Here is a 25,315-nt window from a genome sequence, read left to right on the forward strand (position 1 = left end):
TTAGGTGGTGGTTTGAGATGTACTACGACTGCTAATTAGGACTGCTAATTAGGGTGCACAGAAAATCCCTGCGGAAGCACAAGCTCTCCGCAGGGATTTTACGCATTTTAGGCCGCTTGCTTAGCGGCCGGCGGCCTTTAGCTCAGCGCCGCTGCAATCAGCCCGTCAAAGAGCGGGTGTGGTTTCGTTGGGCGCGACTTGTATTCGGGGTGGGCTTGGGTGGCCACCATGAATGGGTGCTCAGGGTACTCCACGAATTCGACCAGGTTGCCGTCGGGCGAGGTGCCGGAGAAGACCAGGCCGGAGCCTTGCTCGATCTGCGCACGGTAGGCGTTGTTGACCTCGTAGCGGTGGCGGTGGCGCTCAGAGACCTCAGTGGTGCCGTATGCCTTCGCCACGACGGAGTCTTCAGCGAGCACAGCTGGATAAGCGCCCAGGCGCATGGTGCCGCCGAGATCCGCCTCGCCGGAGACGGCCGCCTGCTGCTCCTCCATCGTGGCGATGACTGGCGCAGAGGTCTCGGGGTCAAACTCTGTCGAGGAGGCGTCGGCAATGCCTGCCTGGCGGGCCGCCTCCAGCACGGTGCACTGCAGACCCAGGCACAGGCCCAGGAAAGGAATCTTGTTCTCTCGGGCGTAGCTCACCGCGGCGATCTTGCCCTCGATGCCGCGCACTCCGAAGCCGCCTGGCACCACGATGGCGTCGAGATCGCCCAGCGGAGTGGCTGAGTCTGCTTCGCAGTCATCCGAGGTGATCCACTTGATTTTCGCCTTCGCGTGGTGAGCAAAGGCTGCATGCCGGATTGCCTCCGCCACGGAAAGGTACGCATCCTGCAGGTCGATGTACTTGCCCACGATGCCCACGGTGACCTCGTGGCGCGGGTTGCGGACGCGATCCAGTAGCTCGCCCCACTGGGTCCAATCCACATCGCGGAAAGGCAGGCCTAGTTTGCGGATGACGAAGGTGTCCAGGTGCTCGCGGTAGAGCACCTCCGGGATGTCATAGATGGACGGCGAGTCGGGGCAGGACACGACGCCTTCTTCCTCGACGTCGGTCATCAGCGCAATCTTGTGTTTTAGGCCATCCGGAACGTCGCGGTCACACCGCAGCACCACTGCGTCCGGCACGATGCCGATGGAGCGCAGCTCCGCCACGGAGTGCTGGGTCGGCTTCGTCTTCAGCTCCCCCGAAGTGCCGAGGTATGGCACCAACGAGCAGTGGATGAAGAAGATATTCTCGCGGCCGACGGCATGACGTACCTGCCGTGCGGCCTCCAGGAAGGGCTGCGATTCGATATCGCCCACGGTGCCGCCGATTTCGGAGATGACCACGTCCGGCACATTGCCGGAGGCATCGGGCGCGGCCATCGCGAGCACGCGATCCTTGATCTCATCGGTGATGTGCGGGATGACCTGCACGGTCTTGCCCAAGTACTCGCCACGGCGCTCCTTCGCGATGACCGAGGAGTACACCTTGCCCGTGGTCACATTCGCGTTCTTCGTGAGGTTGCGGTCCAAGAAGCGCTCGTAGTGGCCCAGGTCGAGGTCGGTCTCGGCACCGTCTTCGGTGACAAAGACTTCGCCGTGCTCGAACGGGTTCATGGTGCCTGGGTCGACGTTGAGATATGGGTCGAGCTTCTGCATGGTCACCGAGAGTCCGCGGGCAGAAAGCAGCTGACCCAGCGATGCCGCTGTTAAGCCTTTGCCCAGGGAGGAGACAACTCCTCCGGTGACGAAAATGAATTTGGTGTTCTGGTTGGAACGAGGTGGCATGGAATGCACCTTTCGAGGAATTTGATTGCTGATGCGGCAAGCTCAGCGCAACGAGACACCCCTTGAAGATCAAAAAATCCGCGGGACGCCTCGCGCGGCGACCTACGGATCTTCAGACTATCACCAGCCATCAAATAGAAACAATTAGCTGACAGAAATCCAGGTTGGAGGTGGTTTTGGGCATACGCGATTGCTAGTTGCGTTTTACAAATCCCATGCGGGGGCGAAAGCCCTTCGGATGCTTCATTTGTGCCACGGCATCACCGATCAGCATACGGTTACGGGCGCTTACCGAAGCCGGCATTTGGGCCACGGAGAACCACTGCGCCGCAAGGTTTTCCTCGTCAGAGACCACCGGCTCCGCGCCTTCTGGAACCGAAAGCCGCAGTGCGGTGGACATGAACATGCACTCGTCGCCATTGTCGTAGGTGACAGGGCCTACCTGCCCCACGCCAAGCAGCGCTTCCGCGGTGGCATCGAGACCGACTTCTTCCTTGACCTCACGGATGGCTGTGGTGGTGATTTCCTCGCCAGGCTCGCAGATGCCCTCGACGGGCGCCCAGGTCTCATTATCGGCGCGTTGCACCAGCAGCACCGATGGGACTTCCCATAGCGCCGCGTTCATGGGAACATCGCGGACAATAACTGCGGTGCACGCTGGCAGGAATAGCTGCTGGTGGCCCACCTTCTCACGGAGGTTGAGGATGTATTCAGGGGTTGCCATGCCTACTACCCTAGCCGCTTTCTTTGTCCGCTTTTGGCCGCGCCCGCGCTAGGCCGCCTGCGCTATTTCAGAGCCCAAAATCTCCGGGATGAGCGCTACGATATCGGCTGCAGGGGTAAAGGAAAGCTCCATGTCCGACGCTTCGGCGCACTGACCTTTTAGCTCCTGCGTGGTGCCAGAGACTACGCCGACGATTGCGGGTCCTCCTGGCAGTTGGGCGTACATCGGCCCGCCGGAATCGCCTTGGGTACCGCACAGGCGCGCCCGAGCGGCCGTGGTTTCCATGCGGATCTCGCCGGACTTCAGCCCGCCCTTTTCCGGGCCATGGCTTAGCTCGCCACAGGTCTCCCCAGTGATCCGCCCTAGCTTGCACAGCTGTTGTGGGAGCTCGCCCGTTGTGGCCACGCCGGCCTCCATGTATTTCGGCGTGTAGTAACCCACGTCGGCATGCAGCTCGATGAGCGCGAAGTCGAGGCCGTGGGTGGTATCGGAATACAAGTCCGAATAGACCACTTCCCCAATTGGTTCTGCCGGGAAAGTAAAGGTGCGATGCGCGTTTCCGGCCCACACACGGTCGCCGGGTTTGCCGCAGTGCGATGCGGTCACCGCGAAGTTGCGGCCATCTTCCAGCGAGAAAGACCACGCTGCGGTGCACATCTGGAAGTCAAAATACTCTCCTGGTTTCGGTTCCTGGGCGGAGATATCCAACGCGGTTCCCGCCGGCATGGGCGAGAGCGCAGGCCGCGAGGTACCGGGGCTCGCGGCGGGGATTTCCGGCTGCGCTGGCGTGGCTTCCGCGTCACCCTCGTTGTTTACCTGAGCATCGCTTTCCGACGCCTCCGGTGCGGCGGATTCAGCAGTGAGGGTGGCCGCGGCGTCGCCAAGCGCGTGCTGCACCGTCTGCGTGGGGATCAAAGAGCAGCCGCCGAGGCCAATTGCTAAAGCCACGGCGGCTGCTATCTGTGGTACCCGCGAGCTAGACCGTGCCATCACCATCGGTGTTCTTGTCTGCTTCGGAAGCTTGCTTGTTTTCCTTTTCCATCTCCGCCATCTCCTTGAGATCGCGGATGAACTTCTCTGGATCGAACTCGGTGAAGTATTCCGGTCCGGAGAACTGTTCCTGTGCCATCTTTTATGCTCCTCTGGGGTGCTATTTCACGTCGGTCTGTGCGATGGAGCTGCGAATGAAGTCTTGGACTGCAGCGACGTCATTGGGCAGATCCGTGACATGCCTTTGCACATCCATGATGCCAGCAAAACGCTCCGGGACTGCTGGCTTGGTGCCGATAGCCTCGACGATGGTCTCGGAGAACTTCACCGGCAGGGCGGTCTCCAGGCAGATGATCGGGGTCTTGATGTCCTCTTCCTTCTGCACCTGGCGGGCGACCTTGATGCCGTCCGCGGTGTGCGGATCCACCAGGTAGTCATAACTTTCCTTGACCGATGCAATGGTGGCCAGGCGGTCCGCATGCGTGGAGGAACCAGAAGTAAAGCCATACTCATCCCGGGCTGCACGCAGTTCCTCAGTGCTGAGCTGGAAACCGCCCTCCTTCAGCTTGGGGCCAAAGAGCTCCGCGGTGCGCGAGGCATCACGGTCAAGCAAATCGAAGACGAAACGCTCAAAGTTCGAGGCGCGGGAGATATCCATCGACGGCGAGGAGGTCTTGAAGGTCTCCTCCGCCGGGCGCGGACGGTAGTTGCCGGTGCGGAAGAACTCATCGAGCACGTCGTTTTCGTTGGTGGCGACGATGAGTTTGTCGATGGGAAGCCCCATCGAACGGGCGATATGGCCGGCGCAGATATCACCAAAATTGCCGGTGGGCACGGAGAAAGAGACCTTCTGCTCGTTGTCAGAGGTGACCTTCAGGTAGCAGTTGATGTAGTAAATGACCTGCGCCATAAGGCGTGCCCAGTTGATGGAATTAACGGCGCCAATGCGGAATTCCTTCTTAAACCCGGCATCATTGGAGGTTGCCTTAACCACATCCTGGCAATCATCGAAGACACCGTCGAGCGCGATGTTGAAGATATTCGGATCATCAAGGCCGAACATCTGAGCCTGCTGGAAAGCAGTCATGCGGCCCGCCGGGGTCAGCATGAAGACGCGGATTCCGGTGCGCCCGCGCATGGCATATTCCGCAGAAGAGCCAGTATCGCCCGAGGTAGCGCCCAGGATGTTGAGGGTTTCATCGCGGCGGCCCAGCTCGTACTCGAAGAGCTCGCCGAGCAGCTGCATGGCCATGTCCTTGAAGGCAGCGGTAGGTCCTTCGGAGAGGTGGCCGATGAAAAGGCCATCACCCAGCGCGGTCACGGGGACAATTTCCTCGCTCGCGAACTTAGGATGGGTGTACGCGCGCTGCGCGATGGCCTCCAGATCATCAGTTGGAATATCATCCACGAAAAGCTTGAGTACTTCTGCCGCAAGCGCCGCGTAGCCTTCCTCAGCAAGCAGCTGACGCCATTCATTGAGCACAGCGCCGTTTAGTTGCGGATAGGATTCCGGCAGGTAAAGGCCGCCGTCAGGGGCAAGCCCGCCTAAGAGAATATCGGTAAAAGAAGCGGGCTGACGGTTAGCGTCGCGCGTAGAAATGTACTTCACCCCCTGCATCATAGTCGGGCACGCGTAAAGTATCAGCCATGTCTGTGCCAAATCCACGGGAAGTTGTGACCACCAAAGCCTTATCCATTTGGGTTGCCGCGATTCTTGTCTACATCGTGGCGATTACCGGGCGCACCTCTTTTGGTGTGGCGGGGCTGGAAGCGATGGAGCGTTTCGACGTCGATGCCTCTCGCATTGCGGTCTTCACCTCAGTGCAGTTGGGTATCTATGCGTTCGCACAGATTCCTACGGGTGTGCTCATTGATAAGTATGGTCCTCGCAAACTGCTCGTTATTGGCGCTGTCATCATGGGCGTGGGGCAGGTAGCACTGGGCTTAACCGCAAATTATTGGATGGCTATTGCCGCTCGGCTTTTGATTGGCGCGGGCGACGCCACGGCCTTCTTATCCGTGATGCGCATCCTGCCATATTGGTTCCCTTTGCACCGCACGCCAATGTTTACCCAGGTGACCTCGTCGTTGGGTCAGCTCGGCCAGTTCGTCTCCGCTATTCCTTTCGCTGCGCTTTTGGGGTGGACCGGATGGACCACGGCCTTTGTAGCTTTGGGTGCGGCGGGCATCCTCATCGCATTAGCTGCGGCGGTTGCCGTAGCGGACACGCCTGAAGCTCTAGGCATCATCGAAACTCCCGCCGAGCAACCCAATTCGCAGGCGCATTCCTTGGCCGCCAGACTGGCCATGGTGCTGCGTTCCCCCGTTGCATGGCAGGGATTTTTCATCCACTTCTGTGGCCTTTTGGGTGCGACTGTATTTGTCATGTTGTGGGGAATGCCGTTCATGACGGAGGGACTAGGAATCTCCAAGGTGCAGGCCGGAACGGTGCTGACCTTTTATACGATCTGCATGATTGCGTTAGGGCCAATCCACGGCAAGATTTCCTCGCGTGCACAGGGTTTCCGCGACTGGATGGCACTGTTTTTCACGACACTCAACATAATGTCGTGGACAGCTTTCTTCCTCTGGGGCAACAGCTTCTTCAGCCTTTTCATCCTCATGGTGGCTATTTCGTTATGCTCTCCGTGCTCGAACTATGGCTTCGACATCGTGCGCGAGAACATGGAACGCAGTGTGGTGGCCACGGCAACAGGCTTGGCCAACATGGGTGGATTCATCTCTTCGATGGTGGCAGCGCAAATTTTTGGCATGGTGCTCGATAGCCGTGGCCACGCGCCACACTACGAACTGGGTGACTTCCACGCGGCCGCTGTAACTTCCCTCATCATTTGGCTTGCGGGCATGCTCGGCATAGCTGTCACGCACTTCCTGCGCAAGCGCGGCGGAGGCACTGGCCCGAAGGTCAAGGTTGTCAGCGTCTCCTAGGCAATCAGGAACTTTATCGTTTCCTCTGGCGCCTCCAGGAATTCCCGGGTGGCCGCCACGGGCTCGGCTGCGTCGAAGGAAATCCTCTCGAAACCGGCGTCGCCAAGCTCGACGATGTCCGCGCCCGGCACGGCAAGCAGAATCGGCGAGTGCGTGGCAATGAGGAACTGGGCGCCGCGCTCTGCGGCTTGATGAATTTCGGCCACGAGCGCCATCTGCCGCACGACGGACAATCCGGCTTCGGGCTCGTCAAGGATATAGAGCCCGCGGCCGTCGATATGCTCGCCCAGCACGTCGAAGACAGACTCGCCGTGGGAGCGATGCTCCAAGTCCACCTCGCGCGGCAAGGTATTACGCCCAGCGCGTTCGTCCGGGGTATTAGCCGCCTCAAGCACGGACTCATGCGTTTCGGCGCGTAAGAAATAGCCACGTTGTAGATTCTCGTCGAGCTTACAGTTCAGCCCCGCGGACAGGCCGCGAAAAGGCGCGCGGATGCGCTTGGCGTCGTCGTAGCGCCCGCCAAAGGGCGAAAAGCGCAGGCGCACCGCGATTGCCTCTAGAAGCGTGGACTTGCCCGCCCCGTTTTCACCCACCAAGCAGGTCACGGGGGAGGTGAACTCGAAGTAAGGCAGGTCCTGCAGGTATTGCACCATGGGCAGCTGGAGCAAGTAGCTATCCAGCTCCTGTTTCTTTAGCGAGATCGAGCGCAGCAACATACTCGCCCACTATAGGCCGGGATGGAAGCTACGCAACGCTTCCCCGAGTTCCTGGCCGGGCTCCTTCAACGGGCTTTGCGAAACTTCATCAGAGTTAATGGGAATTTCCGCACTGGATTCTATTGGCATGGCGTTGACCGCATAGGAAACGCCGAGTCCGCCAGTGACCGGAATTGCTACGGCCAATGAAACACCGATCGCGGTGCCAAGTTTCTCGCGCCAGCTCATGTTCCTCCTCTACACACAATGCGTTATGCATTCGTTATATTTATGAGGATTACATTAAGTCTGGCACCTGCCGGATGCTTCGTGTGGGCCTGCACGGCACCTGTGTGTTCCTGTGATTACTGCGCTGGGGAGCTTTCCGCGACGATGGTATCGACGGCTGGGTTGACCAGGCCCAAATCAAAGGCCTTGAGGATAACGGCGGCCTCCTCATCATTGAGAACGCCTTGCTCGATTGCTTTGCGCAAAACCTGAATCATGGTTCCGCGGGACTCGGAACGATTCGCGGATTCGAGCATGTCGCGCGGCATCGACTCGGGGGGAATGCCAAGCGCTTCAGCCAGCGAGTACATGCGCTCTTCATCGATATTCGACGGCGCTGTGGAATTGTCATTTTGCAGCACACCGCCACCGATGGCCTCTGCCACGGTCTGCGCACCAGCCGGCGGATTATCCCGAGTGGTGGCAAACACGCCAATGCCCAGTGCGAGGATGGCCAGCACGGCCACACTCGCCCACACGGCGACGATCTTGTTGCGATACACGGTTTTAAAGTCTAATCCTGGCTTAGGGCGGTTCTAAATACTTGGGCCAAAGTTACCAAAGGAGCTGCCGCCACGTGGTGGGTCGAGACGCTCAGAAAGAATATCGATGACAGAGCGAAGTGCATTATCGCCCAAGGTGCGCTCCCACGCGCTGCGCGGCTGCTGGGAATGACGCGGAGCCTGCGGCTGCGTTGATTGTGTGGTGGCTGGTTCATCCGCCGGGGCGTGAATATTTTCTTCCGGCCTCGGCTTCGTGACGCTTACGCGAAGCTGCGCGTCCTCCAGCTCTAGCGCGTCGCTGCCTGTGGCCCCGGCTGCCCGAGCCGCGGCTAGGAAGGCCTCCAAGTCAGCCAAGGTGGCGGTGGTGATATCAAGCGACAAATTCAAAGACATGGCTTTCTCAATTCTTTAAGTCCAATGCTGGGACAGTTTTCATTCTCTGCGTTCCCAGCCTAGGCATTTTCGTGCTCGAAGGTCTCCGCCTCACCCCAGAAGACCTCGTCGACCACCTTGCGGGCATGCCGCGTGGTCTTGAGATAGGTGTCCAGGAATTCCTGGTTGTCCTCCGGTGCCCAGCCGGCAGCACCGGCCACCTGGGCCAACTGAGGTCCCGGCGTCGGCAGCTGATCCACACGCTTACCGCGCACGAGAACCAGGGCGTTGCGGGCGTCGGTTGCCAGCAGCCAGGCATCCCGCAGCACCTGAACCTTCTCCGGCGGAATCAGCTCGTGTTTTTCCACTGCATCCAGCACGCGCAACGTCGAAGGATCGTGGAGGTCCGGGTAATCATGGGCATGCATCATGGTCAAAAGCTGTACGGTCCACTCGATGTCGGACAACCCGCCGCGACCCAGCTTGGTATGGGTGTTGCGATCAGCACCGCGCGGCAGACGCTCGTTATCCACGCGAGCTTTCATACGGCGAATCGCGCGCAAGGTCTTTTCGCTAACGCCATCAGCGGGATAGCGGAAACCATCGACCATAGCTAGGAACTTCTCCCCCACGCTGCGATCGCCAGCGACGAAGGCCGCACGCAGCAGCGCCTGCATCTCCCAGGCCTCGCCCCACTCGCGGTAATAACGCTCATAAGAGGCAATCGTGCGCACTACGGCACCGGAACGGCCTTCTGGGCGCAGCCCCAGGTCAACGTCGAGCGGCGGATCGCCGGAAGGTTTAGAAAGCCGACGCCGCAGCTTATCGACGATCCCGATTGCCCACTTGACCGCTTCCGTCTCGTCTGTGCCCTCGCTAGGTTCGGCCACCACGATGACGTCGGCGTCAGAGCCAAAGCCCAGCTCCATTCCGCCCAGGCGCCCCATACCGATGACGGCGATGCGTGCGGGCGGTTCCTCTTGCGCGGCGTCGCCAAGCCAAGCACGAATCTCCGCGCGCAGCGCTGCCTCCAGCACGGCATCCCAAATCGTGGATAGTTCGTAACACACCTGCTGCACTGACATAAATCCGAGCAAGTCCGCCGCGGCAATGCGCGCTAATTCCACGCGGCGCAAGCTACGGGCCACCGCCACCGCCTTGTCGGGGTCTGCATGACGCTTGGTGGAATTAACCAACGCCTTCGATACCTGCTCGGGCTTGGTTTCCAGCAGCTTCGGGCCCGAAGCGCCGTCGGAGAGCTGCTTGACGACGTCGGGAGCGCTAATGATGAGGTCCGAAGCAAAGGGCGAGGTGCCCAAGATGATCATTAGACGCTGCCCCACGATGCCTTCGTCGCGCAGCATGCGCAGGAACCATTGCCGGTCATACGCGGCCTCAGAGAGCTTGCGATAGTTAAGCAGGCCCATATCTGGGTCTGCGGTCGAGGAAAGCCAACCCATGAGCGTAGGCAGCAAGATGGCTTGAATCCTAGCTTTTCGCGACGTGCCCGCAGCCAAGGAGGTCAGGTGCTCAAAGGCGCGGTCGGGATAGACATAGCCAAGTGCTGCCAGCTGCAGCTTTGCCGCCTCCGGAGAAAGCTTGAGCTCGTCGGCGGACATGGAGACCACCGAATTAAGCAGCGGCCGGTAGAACAGGCGGGAGTGGAGATCCTGAATTCGCAAGCGCGTGGTCTTCAGGTACTGGTCCAAGCGCTCGGCGGCGGACTTATTGCCCTGCGGGGTGAACCCGGAGATGATGGCAAGCCATTTAAGGGCCTGCTTATCATCGGCGGGAGGCAAGACGTGAGTGCGGCGGAAGCGCTCAAGCTGCAGACGGTGTTCTAGCAAGCGGAGAAACTCATAGGCCTCGATCAACTGCGTGCCATCTTCACGCCCCACGTATCCAGCGCTGACCAGGGCGGTGAGCGCATCCACCGTAGAAAGAACGCGCAGGGTCTCATCGGAGCGGCCGTGCACCAGCTGAAGCAGCTGCACCGCAAACTCGACGTCGCGCAGCCCGCCCTCTCCCAGTTTCAGCTCGCGTTGCCGCAACTCTTTTGGCACATTATCCAGCACGCGGCGGCGCATGGCTTGGACATCTTCCACAAACGAATCACGCTGGGATGCGGTCCACACCATAGGGCCAATCTGGGCCAGGTAATCCTCGCCGAGCAGCAAGTAGCCGGTCTGCGGACGTGCTTTGAGCTGAGCCTGAAACTCCCAAGTCTCTGCCCACCGCTTGTAATAAGCAACGTGGGATTCCAAGGTGCGCACCAGCGCGCCGGACTTTCCCTCGGGGCGCAGGTTGGCATCGACTTCGAAGAAGGAGGCCGAGCCGATTCGATTAAACTCGGAGGCCACCCGCGTAATCTTCGGCGTAACGACGTCGGATAAAAAGATGACATCGACGTCGGAAATGTAATTCAGCTCGCCAGCTCCGCACTTGCCCATCGCCATGACTGCCAGTTTCGCGTCGACGGGGTCGTCGCCGTAGACGTTGCGGATGGCGACGGCGAGCGCGGCAGTAAGGGCGGCGTCGGCAAGCGCAGTCAAAAGCCGCGTGACAACCTGGAACTCCAAGCGCGGCTGCGGCGCAGACTGCCCCTTGCGGGAGAAAAACGTGCCCGCAAGATCATGAGCGGCGATGCGCATCATGAGCGTGCGATAGGTGGACTTAAGCACCGCCTTGTGGTCCCCTGCGGCGGCTCGGTAGGTGCCGGCCGTGTTCAAATCCGGCGTGGCTGTATCGGGGCGTTCCTCTTGCGCGTCCTCAGTAAATTCCGCAGGTTGAGCGCCCACTGCACCAAGCATCTCCTGCAGCATCTCAGTTGGCGTGGGCAAGGGCTTGGCCAGCTCCCGCCAAAGCTCGGGATTAGCAGCCAAGTGATCACCAAATGCTGTCGACGCCCCGAGCAAAGCTAAGGTGCGCACGCGCAATTCCTCGCTGCTACGCAGCTGCCCATCGAGCTCGGGAACAGCCTCATACATGCGGATTAGCGTGTTCAGCGCAAGGTCCGGATCACCCGAAGCTGCGAGCGTCCACAAAAGCTCTAGCGACTCGGGATTATCCCAGCCCAGTTGTTCAAGATCTTTAGCTGCCGTCGCTCGAGTAAGGCCTAGGGTGGCCGGCGAGGGAACTGCAATAGGGCGCATCAAAATCCTTTAAAGTGCCTAACTAGTAGTTGAGGTTGAGCTCAAAGCTGGTGATTTGCTGCTGATAGGAGTGCCATTCATCCCACTTGGCACGCAAGAAATACTCGAAGACATGCTCGCCTAGGACTTCCGCCATAAACTCCGACTTTTCAAACTCACGCAGGGCCTGGTCCAAGCTGACGGGCAGGTCGCGGTAGCCCATAGCGCGGCGCTCGCGGCGAGTGAGCTGATGGACATCGTCCTCTGCGGGATCGCCCAACTCGTAGCCTTCCTTGATGCCACGCAGGCCTGCTGCCAGCAAGACGGCATAACCCAAGTATGGGTTCATCGCAGAATCCAGCGAACGGATCTCCACGCGACGCGACTCCGCCTTGCCCAGACGGTAGGTAGGCACGCGGACGAGCGCAGAACGATTCGAAACGCCCCAGGTTGCTGAGCCCGGCGCCTCGTTGCCGAACATCAAGCGCTTATAGGAATTGGTCCATTGGTTGGTCACAGCAGTCAACTCAACGGAGTGCTCCAAAATGCCCGCAATGAACTGCTTGGCGGTTTGGGACAAGGAAAATTCATCGTCGGGATCGTGGAAAGCATTGTGCTCTCCTTCAAACAGGCTCAAGTGGGTGTGCATGCCAGAACCTGGCAAGTGTTCAAAAGGCTTCGGCATGAACGTGGCCTGGACTTTTTGGTCAGCAGCCACCTGTTTTATGACGTGGCGGAAGGTCATGATGTTATCGGCCATGGTCATCACGTCGGCATGGCGCAGATCGATTTCCTGCTGGCCCGGCGCGGTCTCATGGTGGCTAAATTCCGTGGCAATACTCAAGGCCTCTAGCGCCGACATGGAGCGACGGCGGAAGCTCGGCGCGCGGTCATGGGTGGCTTGGTCGAAGTAACCGCCATTGTCCGTCGCGATGAGATTTGTATTATCCGGCGATTGCTCCAGCAGGTAGAACTCGATTTCTGGTGCAGCCATGCAGGTAAAGCCCTCGTTGGCACTTTCGGTGACCTGGCGGCGCAGGATATGGCGCGGATCCACCATGGAAGGCTGGCCGTCTGGTTGGGCAATATCGCAGAACATGCGCGCCGAAGCAATCTCCGGCTCATCCTGGTCGAAAGGCATGATCTGAAAGGTCGAAGGATCCGGCAGGGCGAGAGTATCCGACTCGGAGATGCGGGAAAAGCCTTCGATAGATGAACCGTCGAAACCCACGCCCTCCTCGAATGCCGATTCCAGCTCGGAGGGGCTCATGACAACGGACTTGAGTGCGCCCAAGATGTCGGTGAACCACAGGCGGATGAAGCGAATATCGCGTTCTTCGACTGTGCGGAGGACGAATTCATGTTGGCTGTTCATGCTCTAAACCTTACCTGCGATACACGCGTAAATTGCGCACTCTATTAGACACTACTTTGGGCGGCGTTTGACCATTTCAGCAAAGTATCTCGGGGGCAAAAGGTGGGGGCGATGCGAGGAAGGGATGTCTGGGCGACATGCTTTGCTGAACACACATTCGAACACAGCCGAAAGGAAGACCATGTACCAAGACACTGACCACTCCCACCGCGCTCTCCACAACGAAGCTCTCATCAACGCTGTCTGGGCCGCCGAGAAAGGCTGGGCACCGGCCGATATCCTCCACGTTCTAGGTCCTAAGGTCCATCCCCTGCTCTATCGCGCCGCACCACGCGTCCCGGCGCGCATTTCTTCGCCGGTACTGCGCAAGCAATGGCTGCAATTAGCGCCACCACGTTCGGGCTCGCTGATTCTCCCGGAGGAAACACTTCGCAAGCTAAGCCTGGAGCTGTTACGACTGCCTAAGCTGCGTGATACTGAGCTTTTGGTCGCGGCCGCGAAGGACCGCCAAGCGGATATTGATCCGAAGCAAGCGAAGATTCGCGAGAAGATAAACAACCTCCTGCGCAAGGCGGAATCCACTCCCTTTGAGAATGAAGCGGATGCGCTCATTGCCAAGGCGCAGTCCCTGCAACAGCGCTACCGTGTGGAAGATGTGTTTGCTGGGCACGCTCCAGATTTCCTTGCTCGGCGCGTGCATATCCACGCCCCGTATGTAAAGCACCAAGCGAGTTTGCTGGGCGTTGTGGCCTATCACAATGGTTGCGCCTCAATCCTCGCGCACGAAAAGGGCATCGCCTGCGTTGTTGGCACGGCGGAAGATTCCGCGCATGTGGCCCAGCTCTTCGATTCCTTGAGCCGCCAATGCGACTGGTACATGCGCTCCGGAGACGGTGCGGCCCAGGCGCGCAGCCGCGGCGAGACCGCCGCCTACCGCCGTAGTTTCTGGTTGTCCTATGCCGCCCGCATCTCGGAGTTGCTCGATGAAGCTAACTTCACCGGAATGTCTGAAGCAGCAGATGCCCGTACGGCAGAAACCGGCAATGAGGCCGATGGCCGCAGCCTTGCCCGGCAGGCAATCCCGGCGCTGTATGAGCGCCAGGTTGGTTCCGAGGAAGCCCGCAACCGCTTGTTCCCTCACCTTTCCGCAATGACGCTTGCTGCCAGTAGTTGGGCCGGGGTACACGATGGTGCAAGTGCGGCTGAAAAATCGCATCTTGCAGGCGATTCCATAGGCTCAAGCAGCCAGCGGCAGATCGCCAGTTAACGTCTGGAAAGCCTGCCCCATTAACCTACGCTGACGGGTAGGCTTTCGTTTAGTAACTCTTCTTTCCTTAAATACGTATTGATTAAAGGTGTGTGCATGTCTACGAAGACTTTCCTCGAAGTCGAAGCAAAGTTCGCAGTCGCTGAATCCATCCAATTGCCTGAGCTCACCCGGCTCGCTGGCGTGGACCACATCGCTGAAACCCACCACCACGCACTTTCTGCCATCTACTACGACACCGAAGACCTGCGTCTGACCCATGCAAAGATCACGTTGCGTCGTCGTACGGGCGGAAATGATGATGGCTGGCACATTAAGATTCCGGGCAGCCAAGGCCGAACGGAGATTCATGCCGAGCTCGGCGAGCCAGTAGATGGCCGTTACGAGGTCCCAGCAGAGCTTCTCCACGAGGTTCGCTCCGTTATCCGCAATCACCCGCTTGCCCCCATCGCCCAGGTTGATAACAACCGTACTGAGATGGTTCTTGCTAACGCCGAGGGAAAACCGGTTGCTGAATTCTGCGATGACCACGTCACCGCTTTCTCCTTCCTGCAAGGAGGCGGTCAGCATACCTGGCGTGAGTGGGAAGTGGAGCTCGCCGGCGACCTACCAGGCACCAATGAAGGAAGCCGCTTCATCCGCGAAGCCACGTCCCTCCTCATCGGCGCCGGCGCACGCGTTTCCTCCTCCCCGTCCAAGCTGAAGTCCGCTTTGGGCGATTCCATCCGCAACGCGCCCCTTCCTCCAGCACTGCAGACTTCGAGCGTGGAACCGGATTCCGCTGCCGCCGCGGTGGTCAGTGCGCTGAAGGCGAACCGTGACAAGCTCGTCGACTACGACCCCCGCGTCCGTCGCAACGAATGGGATTCTGTCCACCAGATGCGCGTGGCTACCCGCGAGCTGCGCAGCCACATTCAAACCTTCCACGGCATTGTCGTTGGCCCGGAAATCGAGCGCATCGAATCTGAGCTAAAGCTTCTCGCCGGCATCCTAGGCGTAGCACGCGACGCTGAGGTTGTTGAAGAACGCTGGCAGAGCTTGCTTGCCTCCGAAGATTCCGACACATTGGACGAGGCAACGCGCGAGCACATCTCACGCGACATGGGCACCGCATACCGCCGCGCTCACCGCCACGTGGTTGCCGCACTCGATTCGGAGCGCTACTTGGAGCTGCTGGATTCGCTTGATGAGCTACTAGCCAACCCACCAGTAGCACAGGACTCCGAGGAAGCGCCTGCAGATGATGCCGAAGAGACCGAAGACGCCACAGTAGTTTCCACCGTTACTCCAGCTGCAGAAGCCGCGGACGCTGCTGAGGCCTCGGGTTCGGAAGAGACCGCCCAAGAAGCAGAGGCTACGGACACCGCGCCGAAGAAAAAGAAGGACGCTGCCGCCAAGAAGCAGGAAGCTCCGTCCATGGACCAGGTCATGGCGATGCACCTCAACGAGGCGTACAAGAAGCTCGTCAAGCGTCATGAGAAGGCAATCAAGAACTGGGATAACCCAGAACTATCGCTGCACGAGCGTGAGGATTACTTCCACGACATGCGCAAGGCCGCTAAGAAGCTGCGTTATGCAGCAGAGGCTGCCGGTTCTGCGACGAACCTAAAGACCAAGGGCCTGTACAAGGCTTGCAAGCAAATGCAATCGGTCTTGGGTGATTTCCAAGACTCCGTCACTTCCCGTGACAAGCTCCTAGAGCTGGCCAACACCGCTCGCCGCCGCGGTGAAGACACTTTTGGTTACGGCCTTCTTTACCAGCGTGAACGCAATATTGGCCTCGAAGCACTCGACGATTATGCCGAATCCTTCAAGGCCATCAAGTCCGCGTTCAAGCCGCTGAGCAAGAAGCTCAAGAAATAGGATCGAGTCTTAAGCGTCATCTTCCGCGTCGTAAGCATCAGCGGCTTCGTTGCGAGCCTTCGCAATCTCGATAGCGTGCTCTGCTTCCTCGCGGGTGGCGTACGGGCCCATGCGGTTATCCCAACCGCTTTCAGCGCCCTGGGTTATCTTGCCGGTGGCGGTGTCGTAGTACCACTGCTCATCTGGGTTGCTCATAAAAGGCTCCTTTTCTTAACTAGCCCTTCTGCTGCTACTGTCCGCACCCCGTGTTGCGGGTAGCGGTGGCCGGCGGCCACACTAGGGTGTTTAAGGGGTGCCACCACTTTACAGGCACATCCCAATAGGCGTCTGGCGCGTAAACGCTAGACTATGAAAGTCCAAAGTCCCCCAAAGCAGCACCAAGGAGTTCCTCGCACCATGCCGATGTGGTCCACGCCTTCTTCCCCCGCAGCGGAGCGAATCAACGCTGCCCACCTCGAACTAGTAGGCACGGAACCAGCACACTGCGCTAGTGCGCCCGCTACTTTCTCGCTCATTGGCGAGCACATTGACCACTTTGGTGGCGTCGCCATAATGGGCTTAGCGCAGATGCGTGCTGCCGCAGCGGTTAGCCCACGTACCGACGGCACCATTGCGGTTCACCTTGTTCCGCACGAGGGCGAGACCATCAACGACGCCATCAGTCTCACCGAACTGGCATCCCGTGCCGCAGAGCAGCTGCCGTCAATAGATTCTGAGGGCCAGCCCATCATCCCGGCGGCTCCGGTCGGTGGCTTCGCAGCCCGTTGGGGCGGCATCGCACACACCATGATTAACCGCCAGCTGCTTTCTCGTGAAACCGCCGGCATGGACGTCACGGTGGTTAGCGATATTCCTTTCGCAGCCGGTCTTGGTGCGCTTGCCGCGGGAGATGTCGCTGTAGCGTTAGCGTTGCTCGGTGATGCCGAAGATCTTCACTCCGCTCCCCTGCGCGCACGCATCGCCGATGTCTGCTCCCAGTCGGTCGGCACCTTCGGCGAATACCCCGCCCTGCGTGCCCGCCACACTGCCGCGCTCCGAGGCGTGGGCGAGACAGTAACAATCGTGGACTACGCGGATGGCTCCGTCACCCAGGCGCCCCACCCAATTACCCGCGAGATTGCCGCGTTTGCTGTTACCGTCCCCGGCGATTTCGATGCCACACCAGGCATCGCCGCGATTCGCCAGCGTGAGCGTTTCATCGATGATGCCTGCCATGCTTTCGGCGCTGAGTCGTTGCGACTTTTGCCCGACGCATCCCAGCGTGTGCTGGATTGGCTGAAGGCAGTTCACAAGGTCCATGGCTCGGCCAACCAGCCCACCTTGGCCGAAGCCGCCGAGTGGTTGGTGTTCTATTCGGAAGAAACCGAGCGCGCCCAAGAACTCGCCCGCGCCCTGCGTTCGCGCCGCGGCACCGATCTCTTCCCGCTGCTTAACCAGTCGCAGCAAGCACTAACCACGGTTTATAGCCTGCACTCCGCGGAAAAGATTGCCGAGCTAGCCACGGTGCGCGGCGCACGCTCTGCGCGTTCAGCACACGCTGGTACTTCCCAGTCTGTCATCGCTTTCGTGCCGGCGGCCAAGGCCGATAACTTCGCAGCGGACCTCGCCGAGGACGGATTGCTGGTGGTTCCACTGCTCGACGGCGAGCAAGCTAATACCTTCTAGCCACAGCAGCGAACTAACCACAACTAATCAGCAGGCCACGCAAAAAGCACGTCGCGCTCTGCCACGTCAGCTTTGACCAGAGAGAAGTTAGACTCACTGCCCGTATCTGGGTGCCCGACAGCCTCCGCAAATACCGGAGGTTGCGTCACAAAGATGCGGGCTTTCTCACGCGTTGGCCCACCCTGGACCACGATCGCTTCAAAGTTCGTGCCCACCCATGGCTCGAGAACGGTTGCCTCTGTCAGGTTCAGACAGGCTTTATCCACTTGGGAGGCCAGCTGCGAGGTCGTGGCCATCGTGCGAGTTAAGTCCCCAGCGCGCGAACTAACCCACTCCGGCACAGATTCGCCGTGTGCGAGCGCGAGGCAGACCTCCGTGGCGAATCGATCCGCCAACCGCCGCAGCGGCGCAGTCACATGCGCGTAGTAGCCGCCGATGCCCGCGTGTACCTCCGCGGGCGATTCCTCCAGCCACACGTAGCCGGCACCGCGCAGCAGGCGCTGCGCTTCCCGCATTGCGGCCATGCCCCGCGGCGAATCCGCATCGAGTGTTTGCAGGAACTGAGTAATCGAGGCGTCGTCAAGCGAATAGCCCAAGGCCGCAACCTCAGTGCGGAACTCCTCCTCAGCTTCCGCCGTGGCCGCAGGCAGCGTGCGCAGCAACCCCACGCCGTGCTTTTCCATCAGCTGCCCCGCGCACATCCCGGTCAGCAGAGAAATCTCCGAGTTATAGTCCATGACCTCGTACCGCGGCTCAATGACCAGTTCATAGCGGTGTTGGCAATCTTCCTCGAATTCCTCGACACTCTGGGAAGGAAGCCGCAGATTAATCGCCTCCCGGCGCAGCGAGGAAGCCTGCCGCAGCTTTCCTACTTGCGGCAACAAAGCAATCGAGGAATGCATGCTGCCCGCTGCCAGATCCGCGTGCACGCCTTCATAATCCAGCCGCGCCCTCGAGCGCACCAATGCTCGCGCCAAAGTAAAGTCCAGAACCTCGCCCGCCCCATCGAGGTCGATGGTCCACAACACGGCTGGGCGATCCACGCCCTCCAGCAAGGAGGCCTTGTCCTCCGACAACACCGTGGGATGCAAACGCGCTGGTTCATCGGGCAGATATATGGTCTGCCCGCGGCGGAAGGTCTCCTCCTCCAGGGCGCTGCCGGGCTCGATGAAAGCCGCGACGTCGGCAATAGCGTAATACACCCGGTAGCCATCCATGCGCGCCTCAATGCACACGGCTTGGTCCAAGTCTTTGGAGCCCAATGGGTCGATGGTAACCAGCGGGATATCACGCGCATCGCGGCGCAAGGTGGCGAAACGATCCTGCGCGGCCGCGGCCGCCGCACACAGTTCCTCACTAAAGTCGGTGGGCACACCGAATTCGGCGGCGACGGAGCGGAAATCTAATGGGGCGGCATAGAGTTTCATGCCACCCCATTGTTCCAGAAAAATGGGCGAATGAGTCGGCCTATAAGCCGGATTCTGTCTTCCCGCACGCATCAAGCGTGCGGCGGTGAACATCCATCTAGACCAACCGTTGCCAGTTGGTTCAAGCAGCTACCTTCAGGCTAAAGCGAGCAGCCTTCGAACGCCTGATCAAGCCCGCAAAAATGCCGGCCATGATGCCTTGCTCCCAGTGGGGTTTACCCAGCCACCGCCATCACTGACGGTGCTGGTGAGCTCTTAACTCACCGTTTCACCCTTACCTCACGAATCTTCGTACGACGAGGCGTAACGAAGTCGTTAGGCGGTCTACTTTCTGTTGCACTTGCCCGCGGGTCGCCCCGGGTTGCCGTTAGCAACCACTGTGCTCTGTGGAGTCCGGACTTTCCTCGTCCCCCGCCTTACCCCTCGTGGAGGTTGGTTCGGAAAGGACGCGTTCACCCGGTCGGCTCATTCGCGCGTTACAGTCTAGCCCAGTGACTGCAAATGGCCCACATCGTTGAAACCGCGCAGCATCGAGCCGCCGTCCCAGAATTCCGCAATGCTTATCGACGCCAAGTCCAAAAAGAGGCGATTAAAAGTCACCGGACCTGCGTCCAAGCTCTGCCTGATAAAGGACTTGATCGGATTGACATGCGAGACCACCACGACGGTCTTGCCCGCATACTTTTCCTGCAACTCCTGGCGGGTCTTGCGCACGCGGCGGTGAACCTGCTGCAAGGACTCGCCGCCGGGGCAGGCCACGGAGGCATCCTCTAGCCACTGGCCGTGCAGCTCGCCATCGGCAGCGTGGACCTCGGCGAAGGTCTTGCCTTCCCACAGCCCGAAGTCGACCTCGATTAAGCCCGCTACGGTTTCCACCTCAAGAGCATCTTTATCAGCTCCGGCCGGGCGCACGCTGCGCGCAATCGCCTGTGCGGTCTGCTGGCAGCGCTTGAGTGGTGAGCAGACGATGGCATCGACTGGCGTATCGGCCAGCGCCTGGGCAGCTGCGAGTGCCTGTTTGCGGCCGAACTCGGTCAACTCTGGATCGGCATGGCCTGAGTACTGCTTGGCCACCGACATCGCGGTTTGTCCGTGGCGAACCAGGATGAAACGCGTGACCGGGCCTTGCTCGGCCATCCAATCGCTGGGCTGGCTCGCAGCGGCCGGCTCTCCCGGTTCCACACTGGCGGTCTCCTGCACCGCAGGAGCCTGATCCGCCTGCTCAGTATCGCCGACAAAACCCACCGGCTCGCCCGCGGCGGCGGCATCCATCGCCACGTTCGACAACGCATCCGCGACCTTGTTCTTGGCACGCGGCACCCAGCTCAGGTTGAACGTGCCGATTTGGTCGATGAGTTTGCGCGCCTCCAACGCCAGGGCCTGCATGTCTGGGTGCTTGATCTTCCAGCGCCCGTTCATCTGCTCGACCACGAGCTTAGAGTCCATGAAGAAATCAACTTCGTCGGCGCCTAGCTCCACCGCGGCCTCGAGCCCACGCAGCAAGCCGTGGTACTCGGCCACGTTATTGGTGGACTTTTTACCTACGACATATGCGATTTCGCGCAGCAGCTGCTGGCGGTCGGCGGAATAGACAGCGGTGCCGGAACCCGCGATTCCCGGATTGCCACGGGAACCGCCATCGGCATAAATAACCAGCTTCATTAGGCCGGGCGCACCAGGTAGGAGCCGCAATCGCCGCACTGCGGCAGGACCTCGGTTGGGGCGTTACGCACCGCATTCTGCTCTGCCGGCGGCAGCACGATGAAGCAGCCACCACATGCGCGCCCCTTGAAGGCCGCCGCACCGACACCGTTTTCGTGGCGCACGGAATCGTAGCTATCCAGGACGTCGGCAGGCAGCTGCTCGCGCAGCTCCGCAATGCGGATTGCCGGATCCGGGCGGTTATCCACTGCCTCCTGCGCCGCCTCCGCAGCACGCGCGAGCTTTTCCAACTTGCGCTGGGACTCATCCACACGCGCACCGTGCACGTCGCGGTTCGAGCGCAGCGCGTGAATCTCATTGTGAGCTTCCTGCAGCTCGCTCATCAAGTCTGCGATGCGCGACTTTGCCGCATACAGGTCATGCTCCAAGTCCTTGCGACGCTCCGGGTCAACCTCGGCTCCCAACTGGGCCTTATCGTCGCGCTCGCGCTGGCGCAGCTTGCGCTCATCGGCCTGGATACGCAGGATTTCCATCTCCATGTCGTCGACGGCGAGTTGGGCGGAACCGGCGGCGTCGACAAGCCGCTTGTGCTCAAGCTGTGCCTTTTCGTACTCCTGCTGCTCCGGAATGGTCTTTTCTCCCGTAACGCCCTGGGAACGCTCGAGGTTGGCAAGTTCCAGCAGGACAGGCTGCAGTTGCTTCGACAGTTTCATTTAGTTCTCCTTATGGCAGGTCTTCCCGAGGCGATTATTTTCCGTGGACGGACAATGTCCACGGGTCGGTGCGCAGCTCGATGATTTCAGTATCCACCTTGTAAGCCTTATCCACGATATCGCGCGCCTGCGTAGTCCAAGGAAATTCGCTGGCCCAGTGGGCAGTATCGACCACGGCAGGTCCCCCTGCACGCAGGTGCTCGTCCACGGGGTGATGGCGCAGATCCGAGGTCACATACACATCCACGCCCAGCTCACGAGCGGCATCCAGGAAGGAATCACCGGAGCCACTCGAAACCGCCACGCGCTTGACGACGTCATCTGGGTCACCCGCCGCGCGAATTCCCCAGGCCGTCTCCGGAAGCGCATTTGCGACCTGCTGCGTAAATTCGCGCAGAGTCATTGGCTCGGGCAGCTCGCCGATGCGCCCGAGGCCGAGGCTGGTCTCGGTGACTTCGGCGTCGGAAAGCGCGTGCGGAATAATCGGGCGTCCCGGCTCGATGCCCACCAGCTCGGCGAGCTTGTCATTAACGCCCGGGCGGGCCTTATCCGCATTAGTGTGTGCTGCGAACAAGGCGACGCCGCCCTTGAGCAAGGTGTGGATGACCTTGCCCTTTGGCGTATCCGCTGCCACGGAAGTCACCCCGCGCAGGAGCAAAGGGTGGTGCACAACTAGCATCTGCGCGCCCATCTCCACTGCCTTTTCTGCAACCTGCTGGGTACAGTCGAGGGCGAAGGCCACCTTTCCCACCTCGTCTTCCGGATCACCGCAGATAAGGCCCACGGCATCCCACTTTTCGGCCAAGTGCGGCGGATAGGCTTCCTCGAGGACGCGGCGGATATCACCAACGGTTGTCTGCGCCATGGCTTAAGGCTCCTTAATGCATTATTCGCTATGTTTTCGCTCTCTGCGCGCTGCTGCACTATCCTAGCTTTCGTTCAGAAATCGCTCTATTTGCTTATAAGAGGTCTAAACCCCCATGACTTCTGAGGACAACCCCTCCGCATTGCACCTCGTGTTCGTCTGCACGGGCAATATTTGCCGCTCCCCCATGGCGGAAATCATCGTTCGCGATGCCATGGAGACAGACATGCTAGATCTCGTCGCCCGTACCTCTTCCTGCGGATTGGGCGGCTGGCATGTGGGCCAGGGCGCGGACCCGCGCGCCATCGCGGAGCTGCGCAGCGGCGGCCACGACGGCGCAACCCACCGCGCGGCGCAGCTCGGCCCTGAGCACATGGATGCGGATCTTTTCATCGCGATGGATTCCGGCCACCGCGACGCCCTCATCGAGCGAGGTATCGACCCGGAGCGCGTTCGCTTGATGCGCAGCTTCGACCCGAATGCCGAGGAGCTCGACGTGGAGGATCCTTACTACGGCACGGAGGAGGACTTCGCGCGAACGCGCAAGGAAATCGAAGCAGCCGTGCCTGGCCTGCTGGATTGGATTCGCGAGCAGCAGGTCTAGGATAAGGGCATGTTAAAGACGTTCCTCAAGCCGGGATGGGTTCTGCTGCTCATCTTCGTGGTGACCTTTTCCTACTTTGCTTTCACGGTGCTAGCGCCCTGGCAGCTGGGCAAAGATGACCGAATTGTGGAACGCAATCACCTAATCGCCCAGGCTTATGAGGCGGACCCACGCCCGCTTTCTGAGGTCGTTGATTCTGAGGGTGCCATCGCAGATGATGAATGGTCCCGCGCTACCCTCCACGGACGCTACTTGGCTGATGAGGAAGTGCTACTGCGCCTGCGTCCAGTTTCTTCGGGTGCGGTATACCAGTCATTGGTACCCTTCCGCACAGACTCTGGCCTGACCATGCTGGTCAACCGCGGCTGGATTGCCGCTGGTGAGGGAAACACTGTGCCCTCGATTCCTAAGGCTCCTGCCGGTGAGACCACAATTGTCGGCATGATTCGCGCGGACGAGCCGAAGCACGCCTCTGCGCCGATTGATCAAGAAGGCTACGAGCAGGTCTACTCAATTCACACCGAAGAGGTGGCCTCGCTTACCGATACAAAGTTGGGCCACGACTACATCCAGCTCTCGCCTGAGCAGCCGGGTGAGCTGACCGCCTTGGAGGTCCCGCAGCTCGACCGCGGTAACCACTTGTCTTATGGCTACCAGTGGATTGCCTTCGGCATCATGGCGCCGCTGGGCTTGGGCTACTTCGTGTGGTCCGAAATCCGCGAACGCCGCCGGGCCCGCGAGGAAGAAGCGGCATTGCAGGCTGCCTCCAGCACAGATGGCGCTTCTGCCCTCGCTGCAGGCCCTGGCTCTGCTGCAGACTCTGCCCCCACTGCAAGCGTTTCCACGGATTCCGCCAAGGAAACCACGGAGCCCGCGGCCGCCGCGGAATCCACCCCGCGTGCAGATACGACGCCTTCGCGTCGCAGTCGTTCCCGCTACGGCGACTCCAAGCCGGATTTTTATGAAAAAATCCGCGAACGCGGCCAGGAACGCTTCTAAGCCGCCGACCTCACCATTTACGGAGGCTTAGCGTCCTTTGCATCCAAATGGTGAGGTCGCCCCGCAACTCTTGATTCTCAAAGTAACCAGTGTGACGTGAGTAGCCTGAATGTACCCATCGCTCCTCACCATTTGCGGGCTTCCGTCCAGGCATCTGCTTCGCCCAAGCCGTCGCCGCACTGCGCGAGCGCGGTTACACGCAGGTCTACTCCCTGCGCGGCGGCATCAACGCATGGCTGGAGCAGAATACCGCGTAGGCAGCCCATATTAAGGAAACTGAAGGGCTAAGTAGCAAAAAGTGTGTCTGATTCCAAGCATTGGTGCTGGCCAGAATATATAAATGCTTGGTTTGTTTCATCGAATACGAAATAGGCCAGGTTAGATAGCGAAATACCGCTTTCGATGTGAGTCTGTGGTAGTCCACAGCATCCGACTCTTAGAAGCCGTGAATACAACTTCATTGTCGCGGGGGTTCATCAGAGCGGAATGCAACGGTTTAGATTAGCTACCTGCAGCGCATTGCAGGTGGAACGCTTAAAGGCTTCATACCGGCCCTCTACGCCGCCTCAAACGAGGCGCACACAAACTGGTATGTGCGATCTCCGAGGCGCGCACTTTGTGCTCACAACGATGGAAGCCACGTAGCCCCTAGGAGGCTTTATGCCCGGAGATACGTACCCACGACACGCCGTAGCGGACACACTTTTTGCTACTTAGCCCCGAAGCGCGTTTGAAGGAAACAAAAATCTCGAGACCCCATCCAAAGGAACGATGTCTCGAGACTTCACAATGGTGCGGCCTGAGGGGATCGAACCCCCGACCTACTGGGTGTAAACCAGTTGCTCTTCCAGCTGAGCTAAAGCCGCATTGCGTTAACGCTTGCATAAGATTAGCCCACACAAGCGTTAGCTAACAAATCGCCTGGTAAAAGTTATTTCTTGGTATATCCGCGAGCAACCAAACAAGAACCTTGCCACTCGCCTAGGCGCTCCGCTTTAGTCTGCACCAAGCCTGCGAGCTGAGCGGACTCGGAGATGTCACCCGGCGCGAGGTTGCCCGGCTTGCCTGCTCCTGGGGTCATAAGCCAGATCCGGCCAGAGTCCCCTAGCGGGCGGGTTGCATCGACGAGACCATCGACGAGGTCGCCGTCTTCGGCACGCCACCAAAGAAGCACGACGTCGCAAAGCTCGTCAGTTTCTTCATCGAGAAAATCCTCTCCAAGGACATCCTCAATAGATTCGGAGATGCTGGAATCGCAATCCTCGTCCCACCCGAGTTCAAGGACAATCTGCCCCTCGGTGATTCCGAGCTTGCTGGCCGCATCAGCCACTGCTTTATTCCTTCCATTTTCTGGCATGAGCAAGATCATAACGCCTTGCACAGTAGTTTTCGCGATTACACAGGAGATTTACTGCACACAGCAGTTTTGCAAAGTTAGCAAATAGCGCCTT

Annotated in this window: 23 protein-coding genes, 1 tRNA gene, 1 other RNA gene and 1 pseudogene; 7 read left to right on the forward strand and 19 right to left on the reverse strand. The window is 59.7% G+C overall.

Going from position 1 to position 25,315, the window contains the following annotated elements; all coding sequences use genetic code 11:
• Positions 1-137: 137 nt before the first annotated feature.
• The 5 genes from HMPREF2935_RS10230 to thrC form a co-directional block, all read right to left on the reverse strand.
• Positions 138-1,772, reverse strand: coding sequence for a CTP synthase (locus tag HMPREF2935_RS10230; RefSeq protein WP_070456092.1), 1,635 nt, complete (start codon positions 1,770-1,772; stop codon positions 138-140).
• A gap of 193 nt (positions 1,773-1,965) precedes the next feature.
• Positions 1,966-2,496, reverse strand: coding sequence for an NUDIX hydrolase (locus HMPREF2935_RS10235; RefSeq protein WP_061923922.1), 531 nt, complete (start codon positions 2,494-2,496; stop codon positions 1,966-1,968).
• A gap of 48 nt (positions 2,497-2,544) precedes the next feature.
• Positions 2,545-3,444: a trypsin-like serine protease gene (locus tag HMPREF2935_RS10240; RefSeq protein WP_246817666.1), complete on the reverse strand. Its 900-nt coding sequence runs from the start codon at positions 3,442-3,444 to the stop codon at positions 2,545-2,547.
• 28 nt (positions 3,445-3,472) lie between these two features.
• On the reverse strand, positions 3,473-3,625 hold the full coding sequence (locus HMPREF2935_RS13280) for a hypothetical protein (RefSeq protein ID WP_162839576.1): 153 nt from the start codon (positions 3,623-3,625) through the stop codon (positions 3,473-3,475).
• 21 nt (positions 3,626-3,646) lie between these two features.
• On the reverse strand, positions 3,647-5,095 hold the full coding sequence (gene thrC, locus HMPREF2935_RS10245; protein ID WP_070733135.1) for a threonine synthase: 1,449 nt from the start codon (positions 5,093-5,095) through the stop codon (positions 3,647-3,649).
• A gap of 38 nt (positions 5,096-5,133) precedes the next feature.
• Between thrC and HMPREF2935_RS10250 the strand changes: the two genes are divergently transcribed.
• The gene (locus tag HMPREF2935_RS10250; RefSeq protein ID WP_062038130.1) at positions 5,134-6,435 is read left to right on the forward strand and encodes an MFS transporter; all 1,302 of its coding nucleotides are present in this window, start codon (positions 5,134-5,136) and stop codon (positions 6,433-6,435) included.
• Here HMPREF2935_RS10250 and HMPREF2935_RS10255 read toward each other — a convergent pair.
• The 6 genes from HMPREF2935_RS10255 to HMPREF2935_RS10280 form a co-directional block, all read right to left on the reverse strand.
• Positions 6,432-7,151 (reverse strand): AAA family ATPase, encoded by a 720-nt coding sequence (locus HMPREF2935_RS10255; RefSeq protein ID WP_070733093.1) that lies wholly within the window; start codon positions 7,149-7,151, stop codon positions 6,432-6,434. The genes HMPREF2935_RS10250 and HMPREF2935_RS10255 overlap by 4 nt on opposite strands.
• A 9-nt stretch (positions 7,152-7,160) precedes the next feature.
• Positions 7,161-7,379 (reverse strand): hypothetical protein, encoded by a 219-nt coding sequence (locus tag HMPREF2935_RS10260; protein WP_062038124.1) that lies wholly within the window; start codon positions 7,377-7,379, stop codon positions 7,161-7,163.
• Positions 7,380-7,495: 116 nt separating this feature from the next.
• The gene (locus HMPREF2935_RS10265; RefSeq protein ID WP_062043862.1) at positions 7,496-7,921 is read right to left on the reverse strand and encodes a hypothetical protein; all 426 of its coding nucleotides are present in this window, start codon (positions 7,919-7,921) and stop codon (positions 7,496-7,498) included.
• A gap of 33 nt (positions 7,922-7,954) precedes the next feature.
• Positions 7,955-8,314: a hypothetical protein gene (locus HMPREF2935_RS10270; protein ID WP_062043859.1), complete on the reverse strand. Its 360-nt coding sequence runs from the start codon at positions 8,312-8,314 to the stop codon at positions 7,955-7,957.
• A 59-nt stretch (positions 8,315-8,373) separates the two neighbouring features.
• Entirely contained in the window at positions 8,374-11,445 is a 3,072-nt protein-coding gene (locus HMPREF2935_RS10275) for a bifunctional [glutamine synthetase] adenylyltransferase/[glutamine synthetase]-adenylyl-L-tyrosine phosphorylase (RefSeq protein ID WP_070733095.1), read from the reverse strand.
• Positions 11,446-11,467: 22 nt separating this feature from the next.
• Complete coding sequence (locus tag HMPREF2935_RS10280; RefSeq protein WP_061923753.1) at positions 11,468-12,799, reverse strand: glutamine synthetase family protein; 1,332 nt, start codon at positions 12,797-12,799, stop codon at positions 11,468-11,470.
• A gap of 181 nt (positions 12,800-12,980) precedes the next feature.
• On the opposite strand from HMPREF2935_RS10280, the gene HMPREF2935_RS10285 reads away from it, so the two are divergent.
• Together HMPREF2935_RS10285 and HMPREF2935_RS10290 are read left to right on the forward strand one after the other, a co-directional pair.
• Positions 12,981-14,066 carry a DUF2786 domain-containing protein gene (locus tag HMPREF2935_RS10285; RefSeq protein ID WP_070733097.1) on the forward strand — a complete coding sequence of 362 codons (1,086 nt, stop codon included), beginning with the start codon at positions 12,981-12,983 and terminating at the stop codon, positions 14,064-14,066.
• A gap of 96 nt (positions 14,067-14,162) precedes the next feature.
• Positions 14,163-15,929, forward strand: a complete 1,767-nt coding sequence (locus tag HMPREF2935_RS10290) for a CYTH and CHAD domain-containing protein (RefSeq protein WP_061923758.1) — start codon at positions 14,163-14,165, stop codon at positions 15,927-15,929.
• Between the two features lie 9 nt (positions 15,930-15,938).
• Here the strand turns inward: HMPREF2935_RS10290 and HMPREF2935_RS10295 are convergent, their stop codons facing one another.
• Positions 15,939-16,124, reverse strand: coding sequence for a hypothetical protein (locus HMPREF2935_RS10295; RefSeq protein WP_070733099.1), 186 nt, complete (start codon positions 16,122-16,124; stop codon positions 15,939-15,941).
• 201 nt (positions 16,125-16,325) lie between these two features.
• On the opposite strand from HMPREF2935_RS10295, the gene HMPREF2935_RS10300 reads away from it, so the two are divergent.
• Positions 16,326-17,594, forward strand: coding sequence for a galactokinase family protein (locus HMPREF2935_RS10300; RefSeq protein WP_061923763.1), 1,269 nt, complete (start codon positions 16,326-16,328; stop codon positions 17,592-17,594).
• A gap of 23 nt (positions 17,595-17,617) precedes the next feature.
• Here HMPREF2935_RS10300 and HMPREF2935_RS10305 read toward each other — a convergent pair whose 3' ends face one another.
• The 5 genes from HMPREF2935_RS10305 to HMPREF2935_RS10325 form a co-directional block, all read right to left on the reverse strand.
• A complete protein-coding gene (locus tag HMPREF2935_RS10305; protein WP_061923766.1) occupies positions 17,618-19,021 on the reverse strand; it encodes a ribonuclease catalytic domain-containing protein in 1,404 nt (467 codons plus the stop codon).
• Positions 19,022-19,048: 27 nt separating this feature from the next.
• Positions 19,049-19,489, reverse strand: an RNA gene (rnpB, locus tag HMPREF2935_RS10310) — RNase P RNA component class A.
• Positions 19,490-19,504: 15 nt separating this feature from the next.
• Positions 19,505-20,683 carry a bifunctional RNase H/acid phosphatase gene (locus tag HMPREF2935_RS10315; protein WP_070733101.1) on the reverse strand — a complete coding sequence of 393 codons (1,179 nt, stop codon included), beginning with the start codon at positions 20,681-20,683 and terminating at the stop codon, positions 19,505-19,507.
• On the reverse strand, positions 20,683-21,396 hold the full coding sequence (locus tag HMPREF2935_RS10320; protein WP_061923772.1) for a zinc ribbon domain-containing protein: 714 nt from the start codon (positions 21,394-21,396) through the stop codon (positions 20,683-20,685). Before HMPREF2935_RS10320 ends, HMPREF2935_RS10315 begins: the two co-directional genes overlap by 1 nt.
• Before the next feature lie 34 nt (positions 21,397-21,430).
• A complete protein-coding gene (locus tag HMPREF2935_RS10325) occupies positions 21,431-22,261 on the reverse strand; it encodes a Nif3-like dinuclear metal center hexameric protein (RefSeq protein ID WP_062043821.1) in 831 nt (276 codons plus the stop codon).
• A 115-nt stretch (positions 22,262-22,376) separates the two neighbouring features.
• On the opposite strand from HMPREF2935_RS10325, the gene HMPREF2935_RS10330 reads away from it, so the two are divergent.
• The 3 genes and pseudogenes from HMPREF2935_RS10330 to HMPREF2935_RS13650 form a co-directional block, all read left to right on the forward strand.
• The gene (locus HMPREF2935_RS10330; RefSeq protein ID WP_070733103.1) at positions 22,377-22,865 is read left to right on the forward strand and encodes a low molecular weight protein-tyrosine-phosphatase; all 489 of its coding nucleotides are present in this window, start codon (positions 22,377-22,379) and stop codon (positions 22,863-22,865) included.
• 9 nt (positions 22,866-22,874) lie between these two features.
• The gene (locus HMPREF2935_RS10335) at positions 22,875-23,864 is read left to right on the forward strand and encodes an SURF1 family cytochrome oxidase biogenesis protein (RefSeq protein WP_070733105.1); all 990 of its coding nucleotides are present in this window, start codon (positions 22,875-22,877) and stop codon (positions 23,862-23,864) included.
• Positions 23,865-24,013: 149 nt separating this feature from the next.
• A pseudogene (locus HMPREF2935_RS13650) lies at positions 24,014-24,121 on the forward strand (rhodanese-like domain-containing protein); the annotation flags it as partial.
• Between the two features lie 533 nt (positions 24,122-24,654).
• Here the strand turns inward: HMPREF2935_RS13650 and HMPREF2935_RS10340 are convergent.
• Positions 24,655-24,730: transfer RNA gene (locus tag HMPREF2935_RS10340), tRNA-Val, on the reverse strand.
• Positions 24,731-24,795: 65 nt separating this feature from the next.
• A complete protein-coding gene (locus HMPREF2935_RS10345; protein WP_083313225.1) occupies positions 24,796-25,221 on the reverse strand; it encodes a DUF3052 domain-containing protein in 426 nt (141 codons plus the stop codon).
• Positions 25,222-25,315 lie beyond the last annotated feature (94 nt).

Source organism: Corynebacterium sp. HMSC076D02, from assembly GCF_001813815.1.
GTDB lineage: Bacteria > Actinomycetota > Actinomycetes > Mycobacteriales > Mycobacteriaceae > Corynebacterium > Corynebacterium simulans.